Source organism: Clostridium sp. 7_2_43FAA (assembly GCF_000158375.2).
In the GTDB taxonomy this organism is placed as follows: Bacteria; Bacillota; Clostridia; order Clostridiales; family Clostridiaceae; genus Clostridium; species Clostridium tertium.
Genome location: NZ_JH815222.1, coordinates 2,477,794 through 2,495,240, shown reverse-complemented (window position 1 = coordinate 2,495,240; position 17,447 = coordinate 2,477,794). Strand labels below are relative to the sequence as shown.

The 17,447-nt window shown below is 26.8% G+C and carries 20 protein-coding genes; 16 read left to right on the top strand and 4 right to left on the bottom strand.

The window, feature by feature from the left end; translation table 11 throughout:
• The first annotated feature begins 8 nt into the window (after nucleotides 1-8).
• A complete protein-coding gene (locus tag CSBG_RS18365; protein ID WP_008680282.1) occupies nucleotides 9-119 on the top strand; it encodes a MetS family NSS transporter small subunit in 111 nt (36 codons plus the stop codon).
• Nucleotides 120-250: 131 nt separating this feature from the next.
• On the opposite strand, the gene CSBG_RS13205 is transcribed toward CSBG_RS18365, so the two are convergent.
• Entirely contained in the window at nucleotides 251-1,258 is a 1,008-nt protein-coding gene (locus CSBG_RS13205) for a hypothetical protein (RefSeq protein ID WP_008680280.1), read from the bottom strand.
• Nucleotides 1,259-1,399: 141 nt separating this feature from the next.
• Here CSBG_RS13205 and CSBG_RS13200 point away from each other — a divergent pair, with 141 nt between their 5' ends.
• From CSBG_RS13200 to CSBG_RS13180, 5 genes are all read left to right on the top strand, one after another.
• Nucleotides 1,400-1,858 (top strand): GNAT family N-acetyltransferase, encoded by a 459-nt coding sequence (locus tag CSBG_RS13200; RefSeq protein ID WP_035285383.1) that lies wholly within the window; start codon nucleotides 1,400-1,402, stop codon nucleotides 1,856-1,858.
• A gap of 376 nt (nucleotides 1,859-2,234) precedes the next feature.
• On the top strand, nucleotides 2,235-2,609 hold the full coding sequence (locus CSBG_RS13195) for a GntR family transcriptional regulator (RefSeq protein ID WP_008680276.1): 375 nt from the start codon (nucleotides 2,235-2,237) through the stop codon (nucleotides 2,607-2,609).
• A gap of 1 nt (nucleotide 2,610) precedes the next feature.
• Nucleotides 2,611-3,444, top strand: coding sequence for an ABC transporter ATP-binding protein (locus CSBG_RS13190; protein ID WP_008680275.1), 834 nt, complete (start codon nucleotides 2,611-2,613; stop codon nucleotides 3,442-3,444).
• Entirely contained in the window at nucleotides 3,444-4,151 is a 708-nt protein-coding gene (locus CSBG_RS13185) for an ABC-2 transporter permease (RefSeq protein WP_008680273.1), read from the top strand. The genes CSBG_RS13190 and CSBG_RS13185 overlap by 1 nt, the downstream gene beginning before the upstream one ends.
• 12 nt (nucleotides 4,152-4,163) lie before the next feature.
• On the top strand, nucleotides 4,164-4,760 hold the full coding sequence (locus tag CSBG_RS13180) for a hypothetical protein (protein WP_008680270.1): 597 nt from the start codon (nucleotides 4,164-4,166) through the stop codon (nucleotides 4,758-4,760).
• 169 nt (nucleotides 4,761-4,929) lie between these two features.
• On the opposite strand, the gene CSBG_RS18995 is transcribed toward CSBG_RS13180, so the two are convergent.
• The gene (locus tag CSBG_RS18995) at nucleotides 4,930-5,055 is read right to left on the bottom strand and encodes a hypothetical protein (protein WP_008680269.1); all 126 of its coding nucleotides are present in this window, start codon (nucleotides 5,053-5,055) and stop codon (nucleotides 4,930-4,932) included.
• 369 nt (nucleotides 5,056-5,424) lie between these two features.
• On the opposite strand from CSBG_RS18995, the gene CSBG_RS13175 reads away from it, so the two are divergent.
• The 3 genes from CSBG_RS13175 to CSBG_RS13165 are packed head-to-tail and all read left to right on the top strand — an operon-like array spanning nucleotide 5,425 to nucleotide 9,901.
• Nucleotides 5,425-7,347, top strand: a complete 1,923-nt coding sequence (locus tag CSBG_RS13175) for a PrkA family serine protein kinase (RefSeq protein WP_008680267.1) — start codon at nucleotides 5,425-5,427, stop codon at nucleotides 7,345-7,347.
• Nucleotides 7,348-7,352: 5 nt separating this feature from the next.
• Complete coding sequence (gene yhbH, locus CSBG_RS13170; RefSeq protein ID WP_008680266.1) at nucleotides 7,353-8,528, top strand: sporulation protein YhbH; 1,176 nt, start codon at nucleotides 7,353-7,355, stop codon at nucleotides 8,526-8,528.
• 2 nt (nucleotides 8,529-8,530) lie between these two features.
• On the top strand, nucleotides 8,531-9,901 hold the full coding sequence (locus CSBG_RS13165; RefSeq protein WP_008680264.1) for a SpoVR family protein: 1,371 nt from the start codon (nucleotides 8,531-8,533) through the stop codon (nucleotides 9,899-9,901).
• Between the two features lie 262 nt (nucleotides 9,902-10,163).
• Here the strand turns inward: CSBG_RS13165 and CSBG_RS13160 are convergent, their stop codons facing one another.
• On the bottom strand, nucleotides 10,164-10,505 hold the full coding sequence (locus CSBG_RS13160) for a hypothetical protein (RefSeq protein ID WP_008680262.1): 342 nt from the start codon (nucleotides 10,503-10,505) through the stop codon (nucleotides 10,164-10,166).
• A 530-nt stretch (nucleotides 10,506-11,035) separates the two neighbouring features.
• On the opposite strand from CSBG_RS13160, the gene CSBG_RS13155 reads away from it, so the two are divergent.
• The 5 genes from CSBG_RS13155 (at nucleotide 11,036) to CSBG_RS13135 (ending at nucleotide 14,974) form a co-directional block, all read left to right on the top strand.
• Nucleotides 11,036-12,316, top strand: coding sequence for a peptidase S41 (locus CSBG_RS13155; protein ID WP_008680260.1), 1,281 nt, complete (start codon nucleotides 11,036-11,038; stop codon nucleotides 12,314-12,316).
• A gap of 60 nt (nucleotides 12,317-12,376) precedes the next feature.
• Nucleotides 12,377-12,844: a hypothetical protein gene (locus CSBG_RS13150; RefSeq protein WP_008680257.1), complete on the top strand. Its 468-nt coding sequence runs from the start codon at nucleotides 12,377-12,379 to the stop codon at nucleotides 12,842-12,844.
• 222 nt (nucleotides 12,845-13,066) lie between these two features.
• Nucleotides 13,067-13,609 (top strand): rubrerythrin family protein, encoded by a 543-nt coding sequence (locus tag CSBG_RS13145; RefSeq protein WP_008680255.1) that lies wholly within the window; start codon nucleotides 13,067-13,069, stop codon nucleotides 13,607-13,609.
• 11 nt (nucleotides 13,610-13,620) lie between these two features.
• Nucleotides 13,621-14,580, top strand: a complete 960-nt coding sequence (locus CSBG_RS13140; RefSeq protein WP_008680253.1) for a hypothetical protein — start codon at nucleotides 13,621-13,623, stop codon at nucleotides 14,578-14,580.
• Between the two features lie 43 nt (nucleotides 14,581-14,623).
• Nucleotides 14,624-14,974, top strand: a complete 351-nt coding sequence (locus tag CSBG_RS13135; RefSeq protein ID WP_008680252.1) for a hypothetical protein — start codon at nucleotides 14,624-14,626, stop codon at nucleotides 14,972-14,974.
• A 59-nt stretch (nucleotides 14,975-15,033) separates the two neighbouring features.
• Here the strand turns inward: CSBG_RS13135 and pssA are convergent, their stop codons facing one another.
• Nucleotides 15,034-15,555, bottom strand: coding sequence for a CDP-diacylglycerol--serine O-phosphatidyltransferase (gene pssA / locus CSBG_RS13130; protein ID WP_008680251.1), 522 nt, complete (start codon nucleotides 15,553-15,555; stop codon nucleotides 15,034-15,036).
• 261 nt (nucleotides 15,556-15,816) lie between these two features.
• Between pssA and CSBG_RS13125 the strand changes: the two genes are divergently transcribed.
• Complete coding sequence (locus CSBG_RS13125) at nucleotides 15,817-16,698, top strand: YegS/Rv2252/BmrU family lipid kinase (protein WP_008680248.1); 882 nt, start codon at nucleotides 15,817-15,819, stop codon at nucleotides 16,696-16,698.
• Nucleotides 16,699-16,772: 74 nt separating this feature from the next.
• Nucleotides 16,773-17,414: a hypothetical protein gene (locus CSBG_RS13120; protein ID WP_008680246.1), complete on the top strand. Its 642-nt coding sequence runs from the start codon at nucleotides 16,773-16,775 to the stop codon at nucleotides 17,412-17,414.
• Nucleotides 17,415-17,447 lie beyond the last annotated feature (33 nt).

Genomic DNA, 17,447 nt, shown 5'->3' with positions numbered 1-17,447 from the left:
ATTACATAATGACAGGAGTAGCATTAATCTTCTTTTCATTAGGAGCTGTTGTTTTATGGGGAGGATTAGCATTAACCCTTGGAATAACTATATATAATGAAAGAAAAGAAACAATTTAACAAATTTAGGTTTAACTAAAAACAAGGACTGGAGTATTACAAATATTGCTATACTCCAGTCCTTTTAGCTATTCTTCAATTTAAATTGTCAATTGGTCACTCTTAGTTATCCATTATTAATTATCAATTATCTATAGTATTCTCCATGGTTCTTCTATTTTTTCTTGAAGAATTGTATACTCTACTTCCTTTGTTATTTCTCTAGGTAATTTAAGCTTCTTTAATTTATTAGTAAATTCTGAAGAGAAGACTTTTATTGATTTACCTATTTGTTTAGCAGATGAGTTAAATACTTCTAAAGGAGTTAAAAAGTTTTTACTATCTCTAAATTCATCTAAATATCTTGAAGCAACAGTAGATGCATCAATAGCACATGAATTAATTTTATCTATTAATTGTTTATTAAATTCATCTGGGTATGTTAATTCAAGAACTATTCTATAATTAGTTACTCTTGTTTGTTTGCAAGGAATTCTTGTAGTTAATTCATTACCATCAACTTCACCTAGATAATTAATTATATAATCATTTTTTATTTCAGGAATTTCAACAGAAGTTAATACTCTGGTATAAATATTTTTTATACCATCAACTGAGTATTTTTTTCTATTGTTTATCAAAGTTTCTTGGACTGAATCATTTGCTGAAGTTAAATCATTTTCTGAGTCAGAGTCACATTTAGAGTCACTTCTGTAGCATATAAATGAATCTATTCTTCTTAAATCTAGACCAAAGAATACCCAAGTATTTCTAAACCATCTTAAACCAGAAACTGATCTACGATCTACATTTAATAAAAATGCCCAATAGTTTCTACCACTAGTTTCCCATATATAAGTAAATTTGAACAAACAAAAACTAATAGAGCCTGGACTTACTGCTTTAGTTTGAGGGCCACCAGTAGAGCTTAATTTTTGCACACCTGAACTGTTCTTAGATGGAGTAAAATTTGGTGGTGGGCCTATATTTAAATTGCTTCCCATAGGTGGAGCACCTTGAGATCCAGGAAAAGAAAAATTTCCACCAGGACTAGGGGTAGGGCCAGGTGTTGGGAACCCAGGGACTAGATTTCCAAGTGGAGGTGGTCTTAATCTAGAATCATCTGAGTAAAGAATTGAATCATCATCATTAAAATTCATTGATAAACTCCTAATATATTATTTTATAATCATTATAAGTAAAATACTTCAAAATGTTACTTTAAATTATAGAGTTAATAAGGTAACAATACTTCAATATTTTTAATACAAATATTATGAGGTGATGGACTTGGGGTAGAAATAAGACATGCTAAATTAGATGATTATAAATATATAAGTAATATTTCGAAGGAGCTGCACATATTTCATGTCAAAAATAGACCAGATATATATAAAGAAGTAAATAAGACTATATATAAATCATATTTTAAAGAGTTATTAAATGATGAAAATATTGAAATCATAGTAATAGCTAAAGATAAAAAGATAGTTGGTTATGCAATGATAAGATATATAGAAATTAAAAGCATGGATTTATTAAATGACAAGTTCTTCGCGTATATAGATGAAATTTGCATAAAGGAAAGTGATAGAGGGCAAGGCTTAGGAAGAATGTTATTTGATTATTCATATGATTTAGTAAAGAGCAATGGAGCAGAAAGTCTAGAACTTGGAGTTTGGAGCTTTAATGAAGGTGCTATAGGATTTTATAGAGCTATGGGGATGGTGGAGAAGAACATAAGAATGGAGAAAAAGTAAAGACAATGGAAATTTGAGAATGGATAATGGACAATGGATAATTAAGGTGATAATTCAGACGAGCTGAATTATGGAATGAAGAAATTAAAGAGTGAAAGAATTAAGGAAATAATTTAACTACGTTGGATTATGAAATGGAGATTTTCTATAAGACTTTTGAAGGGCGTCGCGTTTCGCGACTCCCTTTATTTTTTATTATATAAAGTATGCTTATTTATAATATATGAGTGCAAATTAGTAATTTAAAATTATTTATAGTATTTATATATGCATTATATAAATACATTTGGTAAAAGATGAAAAATTAGTTTGACTTTTGATGTGTATACTGTATATAGTATACATATACAGACTATACAGTTGTGTGAGGTGAAAAATGAAAATATTAATTAGTAATTCATCTAAGCTTCCAATATATGAGCAGATAGTTAATTCTATTAAAGAAGAAATTATTAATGGAACATTGGAGCCTAATGAAAAATTGCCATCCATAAGGTCTTTAGCTAAGGATTTAAATATAAGTGTTATTACAACGAAAAGAGCTTATGAAGAACTAGAAAATCAAGGCTTTATTGAAACTGTTGGGGGAAAGGGTTGCTATGTATCTTATTTTAACAAGGAGCTTGTTTATGAAGAAAAGCTTAAGGAAATAGAGGAAAAGTTAGAGGGTATTATGCAAATAGCAAGAGCTATAAAGCTAGATAAGAAAGATATTTATAAGATGATAGATTTGTTATATGAAGGAGAATAGTATGATTAGGGTAGATAATATAAGTAAAGAGAGAGGTAAGTTTAATCTTGATAATATTTCTTTTGAGTTAAAAGAAGGATTTATAATGGGATTGGTTGGACCTAATGGTTCAGGAAAAACAACTTTAATAAAGATGCTTCTTGGACTAATTAAAGCTGATAAAGGAGAAATAAAAATATTTGATAAAGATATTTTTAAAGAAGAAATTTATGTTAAAGATAATATTGGCTTTGTATTTGATAATTTAAATTTTTATGGTCATCTAAATGTTAAAGATTTTAAGAAAATAGTTAGTAAGTCATACTCAAAGTTTGATTCAAATCTTTTTGATTCTTACTTAAGACGATTTGGAATTCATAAAAAACTATATATCGGAGAACTTTCAAAAGGTGAAGCTATTAAGCTTATGATAGCTAATGCTATATCTCATGATGCAAAGCTTTTAATACTAGACGAGCCTACAGCTGGGTTAGATCCTATAATCAGAAAAGATATATTAAAGCTACTACAAGAAGCAATAGAAGATGGAAATAGAAGTGTTATTATTTCTACTCATATAACTTCAGATTTAGATGGAATAGCAGATTATATAACTTTTATTAATAAGGGAAAGTTAATTTTCTCACAAGATATGGAGGAAATAAAGGAAAGATACAGAATTTTTAGGGGATTAAAGGAAGAACTTGAAGAAAGTAAATTAAATTTTATTTCTACAAAGGAAACAAAGTACTACATGGAAGGTTTATTTATAAATGAAAAAGGATTAAATAATGAAAATATAAGTATTCCAACTTTAGAAGATATAATGTTTCACTATGTAAAGGAGGAAAAATAATGTTTAATTTAATTAAGAAAGATTTAATAGTAGGGTTAAAAGTTAGATCATTAAAAGCTGCAATACTTACATTTATAGTAGGATTATTTTTATTAACAGCTTTTTCATATGTATTTCCAACCTTACTTCCAATAATGTTTACTTTTATTGTTATGTTGAATAGCTTTTATTATGACTACACGAATAAAAGTGAAAGTTTTATGCTAAGCCTTCCAAATAAAAGAGAAGATGTAGTTTATTCAAAATATATATTAACATTAATAATAATCTTTGCTTCATTAATATTAATGTATGTGCTATATGGGATAAACATATTAAATTCTGCAAGAGTTATGGTTCTTCAAGATATAGTTGTTTCTATTGTAACTATATTACTTAGCTTTGGAATAATAATACCTATTATATATAAATATGGTTATAGAATTGGAAGAATTATTGCTCCTATAATAACTATATTTATAGGTTACATGACTTTTAAAAATAGTAGTGCTTATGAATTTATAAATACAGGAAAAGAAACATTACTTATAAGTTTTTCAAGAAAAATAGGAAGATTAATTTATAATATTTTTAATTTGAAAACTTATGATTATAAGGTTATGTCAATGAATGTTTATCTTATTCTTATATTTGTTATAGCATTAGTTTTATTTATAATTTCAATGTATATTTCTTTAAAAATCTATAAAAATAAGGATTTAGCTTAGGAGGAGATTAAAATGAATAAAAAATTTATAAAAGTAAGCATTAGTATTTTTCTTTTTAGCTTTATCTTTATTTTAGGCTTTAAATTCATTTTGGAAGACAAGCTATTATATGTTGATTCTACTGAAGAAGCCTTTAATAGTGAAGGACCAATAATAAAATATTCAGGATTTGAAGAAGATGAATATACTTATAAGATTAAAGTTAATATAAAAAATAATAGTAAGTATTATGCTAGTTTAAATAATGTGAATTTAGAGTTTTCACATAATACAAAGGATAAGAGTGGATTTAGTTCAAATAATGCTACTCCTGTATTTAAAGGTTATGATAATACTGAGAGAGAATATTTAGTGAATTATAAACCTGTAGATGGAGAGTATAATTTTAGCTCTTTTTTAAATCCTAATGAAGAAAGAGAATATGTATTTGCAGTATCTAAAGGGCTAAAATTTGATAAGGAGTTTTTTGATACAAATAGAATGTCTATATCTTATGGAGTAAACTATTTTAAATACAGAATCGGAAATGATACAGTTATTGGGAATGCATTTTCTAGAGGGGCTTCAGAATATATAGATAATTCAACGATGCCATTTACAATGGAATAAAGTGTTTAAAAAAGGTAGTTAAGGACTATAATTTCTGAAACTTATAAAATAAAAAGTAGAGAAAATAATTTCTCTACTTTTTATGCTATATAGAACTACTTAATATACAAAACTTTCTTTTTAAATTCTCAATTATGTGTTCATTTATGAGCTATATAATAAAATTTATTTAATTATTATTTTCTTTTTCATAAATTTCTTCATAAGTTTTTTGTTCGTTATTCATATTTTTAACTATTTCTTCTGATTTTTCTCTTCTACACTTTTTGCTTAGCATGCATGCTATTCCTTCCATGTACAACACCCCTTTAAATATTCTTTTATTTGTTACTATTATACTATATTATAATCAATTTATCAATAAAAGTTACTAATTAATAATTGTTATTAATTTATCAAGTGTGATAAATATTAAATTAACAAATTTTACATTATAGAGAAAATATTCGCACAAAGTAGTCACTTTTATCAATGAGATTCATATTAGTTTTATTATTATCATTTTTTTATTAATTATTCATTATATGAAAAAAATATATGTTTTTCAAAATTAATATGTGCAAAATTAAATAATTAATAAATTTAAATAAAAGTGTCATATAAAAGATTTTGTCATATATAAAGCATATTAATGAATATATTTTAGTAAAAAGGGGGGGAGTAAATGAACTTCGAAGAATTTATAAAAAGTGATAGGGAAAGCAGAAATAAAGAAAGATTTGAAGGAACATTCCTTGAGTATTTAGAATTAGTAAAAGAGAACCCAGATATAGCTAAGCTTTCACACAAACGAATTTATGATATGGTAGTTAGTAAGGGTGTAGAAGTACTAAAGGGTGAAGAAAACCCTAAAGTGAAAAAGATATATGGAAATGACTCTATAAGAAAGTATGGATTTTTTAAAGATGATTTTTTTGGTATTGACAAGGTAATTATGAAGCTAGTAAATTATTTGCATTCTGCATCAATGAATGGAGAAGAAGCTAGACAAGTACTATATTTAGTTGGTCCAGTTGGGGCAGGTAAATCATCATTAGTTGAAGCTTTGAAAAAGGCACTTGTTGAATGTGCTCCTATATATTCCTTAAAAGGTTGCCCGATGCATGAAGAACCGCTACATTTAATACCCAAGCATTTAAGACCAAAATTTGAAGAGTTATTAGGGGTAAAGATAGAAGGAGATTTATGTCCAGTTTGTAAGTATAGACTTATGAATGAATTAAATGGAGAATATGAAAAGTTCCCAGTTGAAACAAAAGGATTCTCTATTAGATCAAGAAAAGGAATTGGTGTTGTTCCACCAGTAGACCCAAATAACCAAGATACTTCTATTTTAACTGGATCAATTGATATTTCAAAAATGGATATGTATCCAGAAGATGACCCTAGAATTTTCTCATTAAATGGCGCATTTAATGTTGGTAATAGAGGATTAGTTGAATTTATAGAAGTATTCAAAAATGATGTTGAATATCTTCATACAATAATTACTGCAACTCAAGAAAAGTCTATCCCATCACCAGGTAAGGGATCTATGATTTACTTTGATGGACTTATAATAGCTCACTCAAATGAAGCTGAATGGAACAAGTTTAAATCAGATCATACAAACGAAGCTATCTTAGATAGAATTGTAAAAATAGAAGTTCCATATTGCTTAGAACTTGATGAAGAAGTAAAAATATATGAAAAGATTTTAAGAAAGAGTAACTTTAATGCACATATAGCTCCTCATACAATAGAAGTTGCAGCTATGTTTGCTATCCTTTCAAGACTAGCTCCATCTGCAAAGGTAGATCCTATAACAAAGCTTAAGATCTATAATGGAGAAGAAATAGTTGAAAAGGGAAGTACTAAGAGAATTGATATAAATGAATTAAGAGAAGAAGCAGGCTCATATGAAGGAATGAAGGGTATAAGTACTAGATTTATAATTAAGGCAATTGATAATGCCCTTTCAAGTTCAGAATATAATTGTATAAACCCATTAAGTATAATGGAAAGTATTATAAAATCAGTTAAGGAAATGGATATTGCAGCCGAAGATAAGAAGAAATATCTTGGCTTTATACAAGATACAATTAGAAAAGAATATAATAAAATTCTTGAAAAAGAAATTACAAAGGCATTCATCCACTCATTTAGAGAACAAGCAGAAAGCTTATTTGATAATTATATAGATAATGCTGAAGCATTTGTTAATAAGACTAAAATAAAAGATATATCAACTAGAGAAGAGTTAAATCCAGATGAAGAATTTATGAGAAGTATAGAAGAACAAATTGGAGTTTCAGAAAATTCATGCAAAGGATTTAGAGCCGATGTTACTTCATACATGTTCTACTTGGTTAGAAATGGAAGTAAGATAGACTATACATCATATGAACCTTTAAAAGAAGCTATTGAAAAGAAACTTATGGCATCTGTTAAAGATCTTTCAAGAATAATAACTAAATCTAGAGTTAGAGATACAGAGCAAGCCGAAAAATATAACTCCATGGTTGAAGAAATGCAAAATAATGGATATTGCTTACATTGCTGTGATGTAATATTAAAATATGCTGCAAACAACTTGTGGAAGGATTGATAAAAATGGCAATCTTTAGAGACAATGCAGATAATCCATTAGAGCATGATAGATCAATCGAGGATAGAAGAAGACATAGACAATTAGTTGAAAAGTCTATAAAAGAAAATTTGGGGGATATTCTTTCAGAAGAAAGTATAATTGGAGAAAGTAAAAATAAAAAATTTAAGATTCCAATTAGAGGAATAAAAGAATATCAATTTGTATTTGGAAGAAATAATAAAGGGGTTGCCACTGGAGTTGGGGAAGAAAGAAGAGGAGATAAGATTTCAGATGGAAATCCGAACTCAGGAAAAAGTGGTAATCAAGGTGCAGGTAACTCTCCTGGAGATGATATTTATGAAACTGAAGTAACAATGGAAGAACTTATGGATTATATAATTGAGGATTTAGAGTTACCTAACTTAGATAGAAAGAAATATTCTGAAATAGTAACAGAAAGTTCTGGTAGAAAGCGTGGTTATCAAAGATATGGAATAAATCCAAGACTAGCAAAGAAAAAGACTGTTGTAGCAAAGCTTGAAAGAAAGCAAGGTAAAAAGAGAGCCTTACGTGAGGCAGGTTTGGATAGTGATATAAATAGATTTCCGTTTAGAGAAGAAGACCTTAGATATCATAAAGTTAAGAAAAAACCTAAAAAAGAAAGCAATGCAGTAATGCTATTTATTATGGATGTATCAGGATCTATGGATAGTAGCAAAAAATATTTAGCAAGATCATTGTTCTTTGTTTTATCTAGATTCATAAAAAGGAAATATAATAATATAGCTTTTGAATTTATATCTCATACTACTGTTGCTAAAAGGGTAAATGAGTTTGAGTTTTTCCATAAAGCAGAATCAGGTGGAACTTATATTTCAAGTGGACTTAATACAGCTTTAAATTTAATTAAAGAAAAGTATCCTCCAGAAATGTGGAATATCTACCCTATATATGCTAGTGATGGAGATAACTGGAGTGAAGATAATGAAAGAGCAATGAAATCTGTAAAAGAATTATGCAAAATAAGTAATATGTTTGGCTATGCAGAATTATTACCATCCACTTATTCAACGACAATGTATTATAGATTTAATAAAGAGATAAGCTGTAAAAACTTCGTTTCAGTAATTGTTAAGGAAAAAAAGGATTTATGGGATGCATTGAAGATAATGTTATCTAAAGAGCTGAAGGAGGAATAGTTATGGAGTACAATGTTAGCACTTTAGAGAAGTGGAATGAAGTTATAGAAGAAAAGTCAAGAGAGCTAGGACTTAAGTTTTATCCACAAGAGTTTGAGATAATAGGCTTTAATGAAATGTTAGGCTATGAGGCATATGTTGGTATGCCTTCTAAATATCCTCACTGGAGTTATGGTAAAGCATATGATAAAAATAAAACATTGTATTCATTAAATATGACTGGATTACCTTATGAAATGGTAATAAATTCAGATCCTTGCCTTGCATATTTGATGAGAGAAAATACATTGCTTTTACAAATACTAACTATGGCTCATGTATATGGTCATAATGATTTTTTTGCAAATAATAGAATGTTTGTAGAAGGAACTAATGCTAAGGGAGCATTGGAAATGTTTAAGCTAGATGCAGAGATAATTAGGGGATATATAAATGATCCAAGTATAGGTTATGAAAGGGTAGAAAAAATCTTAGATGCAGCACATGCAATTAGATATCAAATACCTAGAGTAGTTGGAGTAAAGGAATTAAGCAGTGAGGAAATTAAAGAAAGTTTAATGGCTGATTACTATTCTAAAAAAGAAAATAGAGGGATTTTAGATGAAAATGATGAAATACCATTTCCTGATATATCTAAAATACCGGTTGAGCCATGTGATGATGTTTTAGGATTTATAATAAAATATAGCTCTTTAGAAGAATGGGAAAAAAATATATTAAGAATAGTAAAAAGAGAAACTCAATATTTTATGCCTCAAATTGAAACTAAAATAATGAATGAAGGTTGGGCAAGTTTTTGGCATTATAATATATTAAAAGAGTTAGATTTAGATGATGGACTACATTTTGAGTTCTTAAAAAGACATAATGATGTAGTAGCACCTATAGTTGGTGGATTAAATCCGTATTATATAGGCTTCAAAGTCTTTCAAGATATTGAAAAAAGATTTGGTAGAGAAAAAATATTTGAAGTTAGAAAAATAGAAAGAGATAGCTCTTTTTTACGAAGATATCTAACGAGGGAGTTATGTGAAGAGCTAAACTTATTTCAATATGCTAAAAAGAGTTTTGAATATGTAGTTGAAGAAGTCCCAGATGAAGTTGGTTGGAGGCAAATTAGAGATTACCTTGCAGATACTTGTGGAGTTGCATCAATTCCATATATAAGAGTAACTAATTTAAATAGAAGAGACTTAACTTTAACATTAGAGCACTTCTTTGATGGAAGAGAGCTTGAAATGTCATATGCTAAAGAAACTCTTAAATACGTTCAAGATTTATGGGGACGCAAAGTTACTCTTGTAACTAAAACGAAAGAAGGCAAACAAATAGAAATAGTTTGCAATGAAGATAGAAAGATTTTTATCAATTAGCTAATAGTTATATTTAAAATAAGAAAGGCGAAGATATAAGATATGAATTTACCACATATTTTATTTATCTTCGCCAATTTATAATTCTTATTTTTTTTAACAACTAAAGGTTTTAAAAGTGAAAAAGTGAAGGAATTGAGAAAAAATTCATAAAGGATTTTGAAGAACAGTGCTTAGTCAAATTTCTGAATTGCGCACTAAAAAATACCGCATATTTTTTGAATAGTACGGTATTTTCATTAATTTGAAATAAATTTTATATTTAATTTATTTTAGTAAAGCTTAATTCTACTTCTCCATCGGTTATTATTACTATAGTATCTTTATTAGTTATTGTACCAGCATTACATTTTCTGTTACAGTTTATATTTTTATAAAGTATGTCAGCATTTTTATCTAGTACAATAATTGCTGAATCAATATCTTTATTAAGAAATTTAAATTGTAATTGATATTTTCCCGCATCATTTTTATTAATCTTATAAATACCTTCTTTATAAACATTATTAATTGGATTAATAGGTGTTTTTGCATATACATTATTTGTTGTAGCAATTAAAACTATTAAAACTAATATTGCTATACTGATTACTTTTTTTTTCATAATTTTCACCTCATAAATAGTGTTTCCTATCTATAAGATTTAATACCGTACTATTCAATTTTCAAAGAGCAAATTAATTTATTTAGTTCGCAATAATATCAATTAGTTCAGTGTAGGAAAAGAATGCAATATAAATAGCCAAAACTTATTGGTCATTTTAGATGATGAATTAGTTAATGAAAAACTGGAGTAAATATAAAAGAAATAAGAGAGTTAAGAAGTTATAGAATTATAAGATGGGATGAAAAAGCTTATCTTATTTTTTATAAATTATTTACCTAATAATTCCTATAATATATAATTATATGTAATTATTGTAAATAAATTGGCTGAAGCAAAGAAATGTCTTTCTGAACTAACATGATTGAATGGGAATTCCTTAAATTTTCAGTAAAAAATTGTTTTGAGGAATTATGTAAATTAAATAAAGAAATAGAATATAAAGGATATATAGAAAGTATTGAACATAGATTTATTATTATATATAAAAAGTAAAAAACAAATTTATGAGATATTTATGAGGGGGCATCATGAAAACTAATAAAAAGAAAAAGATATTAATTACTGTGGGTTTAATTACACTTTTCTTATTAATAATAGGCGGAATATTTATAAATAAAGTATTTAATAGAGTTACTAATTCACCAATAATATCTAGTAGTGATAGAAATGATAAGTGGACAAAAGATATTGAATTTTTAAAATATCATCTACCAAAGAAACATAAGAATTTATTTTTTTATAAATCAAAAGAAGAGTTTAATGAAGAAATGGATAGCCTATTAAAAAATATATCTACTTATACAGATGAAGAAATAAAAGGTGAATTGGTAAGGTTAATAGTATCAATAAATGATAGTCATACTAGAGTAGGATTAGTTAATAATACGATATATCCATTAAAATTTTTTGAGTTTGAAGAAGGAATTTATTTAATAGATGGATCGTTAGAATATAAAGATTATTGGGGGAAGAAATTGATAGCTATAAATGGCTATGAAGTAGAAGAAGTTAAGGAAATGCTTAAGCCTTATATAGCAAAAGATAATAATGCTATATTTAAGGATGAATTTTCAGCAGCATTAAGTAATTTTAATTTACTAAATTTTAGTGGACTAGCTGATAGTGAAGAAATAACATATACATTTGCTAATGGAGATGTTGATATTAAAACTATATCAAATGAAGACGTTAAAGATATATTACTTATATCAGATTATAATGGAACTGATACCTTGCCACTATCAAAACAAAATAAAAGTGATATGTATTGGTTTAAATATATAGAAGATAAAAATATAGTTTATGTTAAATATAATTTATGCATGAATATGGATGAATATTCATTTAAAGACTTTACTAAGGATGTTTTTGATGTTATTGATAAAAATAATCCAGAAAAGTTGATAATAGACTTAAGAGATAATAGTGGCGGAAACTCAATGATTTTCAATAGTTTTTTAAAAGCCATAAAGGAAAGAAATGATATTAATAAAGAGGGAAAACTTTATGCTATTATAGGTAGATCAACCTTTTCTTCAGCAATATTAAATGCAATGGATTTAAAAAATGGTACAAATACCACTTTAGTAGGTGAAGCAACAGGCGGTAAGCCTAATCACTTTGGAGAAGTTAAACAAATACATTTATCTAACACTAATATTGATGTTTATTATTCAAGTAATTATTTTAAAACTACAAGTGAAGAAGTAGATTCAATTTATCCAGATAAAAAATTGATGCTAAAAGCTAGTTCGTTTTTTAAAGGAAAAGATGATTTCATAGAGGCTATAATTAATGAAGGTTTTTGATTAATCTATTATAAGGTGATAAGGATTATTAATAAAAATACAGTTAGAAAAGGAGTTTTTATGAAAATTTTTGATATTATTATTCTAATATTTTTTATTGTAATTATTTTTAAGCAATTATTATATATAAAGGCACTGATAATACCTACCAAGAAAAGCTATTTTGAAATTGCTACTGTATTGTTAGTTATTATTGCTTTAGGTAGCATTATATATTTTTTTGCAAAGAGTTGGTTTCATTATGTTACAGGAATATTAGCTATTGTTATGCTTTTACTTATGTGGATAAAAAGAGGAATTAGCTCAAAAGGCTTTTTATCAATGTATAAATATAAAGAGGTTATACTATGGAGTGAAATTGAAAAAGTTAGTATAATTATTAGATCAAAAGATATAAATGTTAAGGTATTAGGCAGTTTTATGGAACAAACATTTTATTTTAAAAATTGTGATTTTGATAAAGTTAGTACTACTTTAAAAGAAAATCTAGATATAAAAACTTACTTACAGATAGTTAATGAAAAATAAAATTATTATTTAATCGATAAAATATCGAATTATTCAAAGGTGAATATGCGGTATTTTTTAATGTGCAATTCAGGAATTTTACGTATTAAAAATTCCTCGACTTTCTAATTTTTTAGCCTTTAAAATCTTCATTAATAAATTGATTTGTAAAACTCTACTTAAGTTCACATTTAAATAATAAAATGCATAATGTATAAGTGTATAAATTTTTAGGAGATTAGAATGGAGTTCAAGGGAAGTAAAACAGAACAAAATCTTTACAGGACTTTTGCTGGAGAATCTAGAGCAAGAACTAAGTATACATTATATGCTGAAAAAGCAAGGTTAGATGGATATCAATGGGTTGGGGAAATATTTGACGAAACTTCAGGAAATGAATTAGCTCATGCAAGAGAAGTATTTGGGAGGTTTTTAAACAGGATAGGTTGCACTAAGGATAACTTATTAGATTGTATTTTAGGTGAAGAAGATGAGTACGAAAATTCATATAAAAAGTTTGAAGAAGATGCAAGAAGTGAGGGCTTTAATGAAATAGCAGACTTTTATAAAGAATTAGCTGAAACAGAAGAAAATCATGCTAAAAGATTTAAAGCACTATTTGATAAACTTGAAGATGGAACCATGTTTAGGGGTCCAGAAGGCTCATTATGGGTATGTATGAATTGTGGATACATCCATGAAGGTGAAGAAGCACCTTTAGTTTGCCCTTTATGCAAATATCCAAGAGCATACTTTAAACCATACTGTAAAATTACAAATGTTTAAGGGGGTACGTCATGTTTATATCAATACCTAAGGAGTTTTTTGTACCTGTACTTTTTAATGAAGATTTTAGATATAATTTTGAAACAGATTCAATGGAGTATGATACAGAAAGAAAGACAAGTGAATTTAGTGTCCCAAATAGTAGAGCAAAGTTAGCTGATATAGAATATAGTATATCTAGAAATTCTAGAGGTGAAATCGAAGAAGTTTTAGAAAGTGAATTGAAAAATGTAGAGGAAGAAATCATAGAAGAACAAATTGCAAATTATGTAAAAGGATTTATGAGATATATGGAAGAACTCAGAGAAGCAGGTTGTCTTGATATGAGTGAAAGAGAGCGTTTAAAATTACTTAATCTATATGTCAATAAATTTAGAGAATTATACAATAATTATAAAAATATTATTTCCAATATAAGAAGACCTTTGTCAAGGGCAGATATAGATGGAATGATAGATTATTATATTGGGAAAATCGAAGATATTTACAATGAGCATTTAGCATCATTAAAATGTGAAAACTTAAACTATGATTCTATTGAAAAAACAATTAATGAAATAGTTAATGATGCAAAGGAGATATTAAGAGAGCAAATAGAAAGTTTAAATTGTAAACTAATAAATAAAGAAGAGGTTTGTAAAGGTAATAAAGAATTGGAAGAGAGTTCTAAGTATGATTCAGATATATTTAATATGATGGATAATGAATTTGTACAAGAGAGCCAAAAAAATAATAATAGATTTATAGAAGATAAATTTGTAAGAGCAATAAAAAAGAATAGGTTAATAGATAACGAGTCTATTAATGTTAAATCTATGGAAAATGATAATTTAAAAGAAAATAATAAACTTATAGAAGAAAGAGATACAACAACGAGAGAAAACAAAGATGAAGTAGAAGGTAATTCTGAAAAAGAAAATAATATTGAAGTAGAAAACAAAAGTTTAGAAGATACTGAGAGTTTACAATAGGTAAGTGAAGTTATAATTAGATAGTATAATGAGAGGTGGTTAATTGCCATACAGAGATTTAATCAAAAATCAATATGACGAAATTAATAATTTGACTAATTTACTTGGTTCTATGGTCAACTCTTATAGGCTATTAATTGGTGGAGCAAATGAATTAAATAATATATCAGAAGCTAAGAAAAGCCATGTAAGGGATGCTGTAGAAAGAGCAGATGACTTAGGGGACATAATAGACGAAATAATAAAAACACTAGATGAGTGTAGTAGTTCTTACACAAGGTATTGTAAAATGAAAAAACAGTATATAGATGAAAAAACAAATAAAGATAGTATATTAACAGAAATAGATTATGAATTAGATTTTGATAATTCAGAAAGAGAAGATGAAGAGTAAAAAGTAAAGCTATTCCAATATTAATTGAAATAGCTTTTTTGTTTTTACTATCTTTGTGACTAAAGTTTCTTCAATTTAAATGAACTTACCATAAGATAAGATCCTAGTATTAGAAGTATAATTGGAATCCATGGAGTTAATCTATGGTTTAATGTAAAAAATACAAAAACAGCCATGAAACTTCCTGCAATAGTTATAGGAATTCCAGTAAAAACTCCATCAAATGTGGAAGTATTATACCTAGCTAATCTGTAAGCTCCACATATAGGGAAAGCTAATAATACAGCAATACCTATTATTCCAGCTGGTCCTACCTTTGCTAAATCATACATTAAGAATGTAAGTATAGATGGTGCAACTCCAAAGGAAACTAAATCAGCTAATGAGTCTAATTCTTTTCCTAGCTCACTAGAAACATTTAACCATCTTGCTACTCTTCCGTCATATCTATCTACAAGTGCTGCTATTATTATAAAGAAGCAAGCAAATAAATAATTTTTTTCAAAAGTGTATAAAATAGATATTATGCCACATGATAAATTAATAAATGTAAAAACATTTGGAATACAACTTTTTTTCATAAAATCACTCCTGGTTTTAAGACACAAAGATTTTTAGTTCCTTTAATGTCTTATTATCAATGCAATATTATATCATATATTTCTATTAAATATAAGATATTTAAAGATTAATTTAATTATTAAGATAAAATTAAGAAATGAGGCTAATATTTAATTTGATTTATATGTAAAATATAGTAATATACTATATATACTTATTGTATGGAATTATAGAGTTTTTATAATTGGAATATAATATAAAATTAACCTAGGAGGGGTAATGTGAAAAAGGTAAAATTTATTTATAACCCATACTCAGGAGAAAACCTAATATTGGATCAGCTAGATAAGGTTATAAAGATACACCAAGAAGCAGGATACACGATTGTCCCATATAGAATAGATAAAGAAGTGGATGTTATAAATGCTTTTAATGATTTTAAGGAAAATAACTATTATTATGTTTTAATTGCTGGTGGAGATGGGACAATAGACAATGTAGTTAATGCAATGACTAAGTGTGGAATCTCAGTTCCAATAGGAATATTACCAGTTGGAACAGCTAATGATTTTGGAAAATTTTTAGGTATGCCTTCAGATGTTTCAAAAGCGTGCAGACAAATATTATCTTCTGAAGTTACAGCAGTAGATTTAGGAAGTATAAACGATAAGTATTTTGTAAATGTTGCAAGTACAGGTCTATTTACAGATGTTTCACAAAAAACAGATGTAAATTTAAAAAATACAATAGGTAAACTTGCATACTATTTAAAAGGACTAGAAGAGCTACCAAACTTTAGAAAGCTTGATATAAAAATTAAGTCTGATGAAATGGAATATGAGGGCAAGATGTACTTCATGTTAGTATTCAATGGTCAAACAGCTGGTAATTTTAAATTAGCTACAAGAGCAGATGCAACAGATGGACAGCTTGATGTTATAATATTTAAAGCAATACCTATAATAGAATTAATACCTCTATTTGTTAAAGTATTGAAGGGTGAACATTTAGATTCAGATAATGTTATTTATTTTAAAACAAATAATTTATATATTGAATCTCAAGAAGATATTGGAACAGATATTGATGGAGAAAAAGGACCAGAATTTCCACTCCATATAAAATGTATAAAAGGTGGCTTGAAAATTTTAGGCGTAAAATAATATAAAACTAGAATAAAATGAGAATTTTTTTAATAATTATAAGTAGCAGTAATATAAAAGGGTAGGAGTAATAATTGTTAGAGTTTAGCTATTTATGTCTTTTGTTATTTATAATTACATTTATTTTATATCTAGAAAAAAAGAATATAGATTTATCACCAAAGAAAATTAGACTATTTGTAAGTATTTCGTTAATGCCAATAATATTAAGGTGCTTAGTTTTATTAGGTGGAGTAATAATAGAAAAACAAAGGATAATATATTTTTTGAGATACTATGTTTTACTTAATTACTTTAGTATTCCGTTAATTATACTTTCAGCTTTATACATTTTTTTAAGAAATGAAAAGTTAAAGTTTAATAGAAACTATATTTTTATGATAATCTTAGGATTACTATATGTTGTGTTAGTATATACATATAAATTTAGTATAAGTATAACTAATAAGTTTGGGTTTATTATTTCCTTAGAAAATGGAATGATACCAATTTTAATATATTTAATTATATTAGCTTCTTTAGCGGTGTTTATATTAATTAATTTGGATAAGCCGTTTTGTAATAAAGTTGGTATGAGGTTGCTTATAGTAAGTTTAATTTTATATATAGTAGAATATATTTTGCTATTAGGTGGAATAAGTATATATCCTTATCCAATAATTGGTGAAGTGTTAATATTATTTTGTTTATTTAAATCTATATCTACATTTAAATAAATACTTAATTTAGAAAAGGAATTGTTGCAAAAG

What these genes read in the sequence shown, in the direction of transcription:
- CSBG_RS18365 (WP_008680282.1), top strand. Translation starts at nt 9, where the DNA reads ATGACAGGAGTAGCATTAATCTTCTTTTCATTAGGAGCTGTTGTTTTA.
- CSBG_RS13205 (WP_008680280.1), bottom strand. Translation starts at nt 1,258, where the DNA reads ATGAATTTTAATGATGATGATTCAATTCTTTACTCAGATGATTCTAGA.
- CSBG_RS13195 (WP_008680276.1), top strand. Translation starts at nt 2,235, where the DNA reads ATGAAAATATTAATTAGTAATTCATCTAAGCTTCCAATATATGAGCAG.
- CSBG_RS13190 (WP_008680275.1), top strand. Translation starts at nt 2,611, where the DNA reads ATGATTAGGGTAGATAATATAAGTAAAGAGAGAGGTAAGTTTAATCTT.
- CSBG_RS13185 (WP_008680273.1), top strand. Translation starts at nt 3,444, where the DNA reads ATGTTTAATTTAATTAAGAAAGATTTAATAGTAGGGTTAAAAGTTAGA.
- CSBG_RS13180 (WP_008680270.1), top strand. Translation starts at nt 4,164, where the DNA reads ATGAATAAAAAATTTATAAAAGTAAGCATTAGTATTTTTCTTTTTAGC.
- CSBG_RS18995 (WP_008680269.1), bottom strand. Translation starts at nt 5,055, where the DNA reads ATGGAAGGAATAGCATGCATGCTAAGCAAAAAGTGTAGAAGAGAAAAA.
- CSBG_RS13175 (WP_008680267.1), top strand. Translation starts at nt 5,425, where the DNA reads ATGAACTTCGAAGAATTTATAAAAAGTGATAGGGAAAGCAGAAATAAA.
- yhbH (WP_008680266.1), top strand. Translation starts at nt 7,353, where the DNA reads ATGGCAATCTTTAGAGACAATGCAGATAATCCATTAGAGCATGATAGA.
- CSBG_RS13165 (WP_008680264.1), top strand. Translation starts at nt 8,531, where the DNA reads ATGGAGTACAATGTTAGCACTTTAGAGAAGTGGAATGAAGTTATAGAA.
- CSBG_RS13160 (WP_008680262.1), bottom strand. Translation starts at nt 10,505, where the DNA reads ATGAAAAAAAAAGTAATCAGTATAGCAATATTAGTTTTAATAGTTTTA.
- CSBG_RS13155 (WP_008680260.1), top strand. Translation starts at nt 11,036, where the DNA reads ATGAAAACTAATAAAAAGAAAAAGATATTAATTACTGTGGGTTTAATT.
- CSBG_RS13150 (WP_008680257.1), top strand. Translation starts at nt 12,377, where the DNA reads ATGAAAATTTTTGATATTATTATTCTAATATTTTTTATTGTAATTATT.
- CSBG_RS13145 (WP_008680255.1), top strand. Translation starts at nt 13,067, where the DNA reads ATGGAGTTCAAGGGAAGTAAAACAGAACAAAATCTTTACAGGACTTTT.
- CSBG_RS13140 (WP_008680253.1), top strand. Translation starts at nt 13,621, where the DNA reads ATGTTTATATCAATACCTAAGGAGTTTTTTGTACCTGTACTTTTTAAT.
- pssA (WP_008680251.1), bottom strand. Translation starts at nt 15,555, where the DNA reads ATGAAAAAAAGTTGTATTCCAAATGTTTTTACATTTATTAATTTATCA.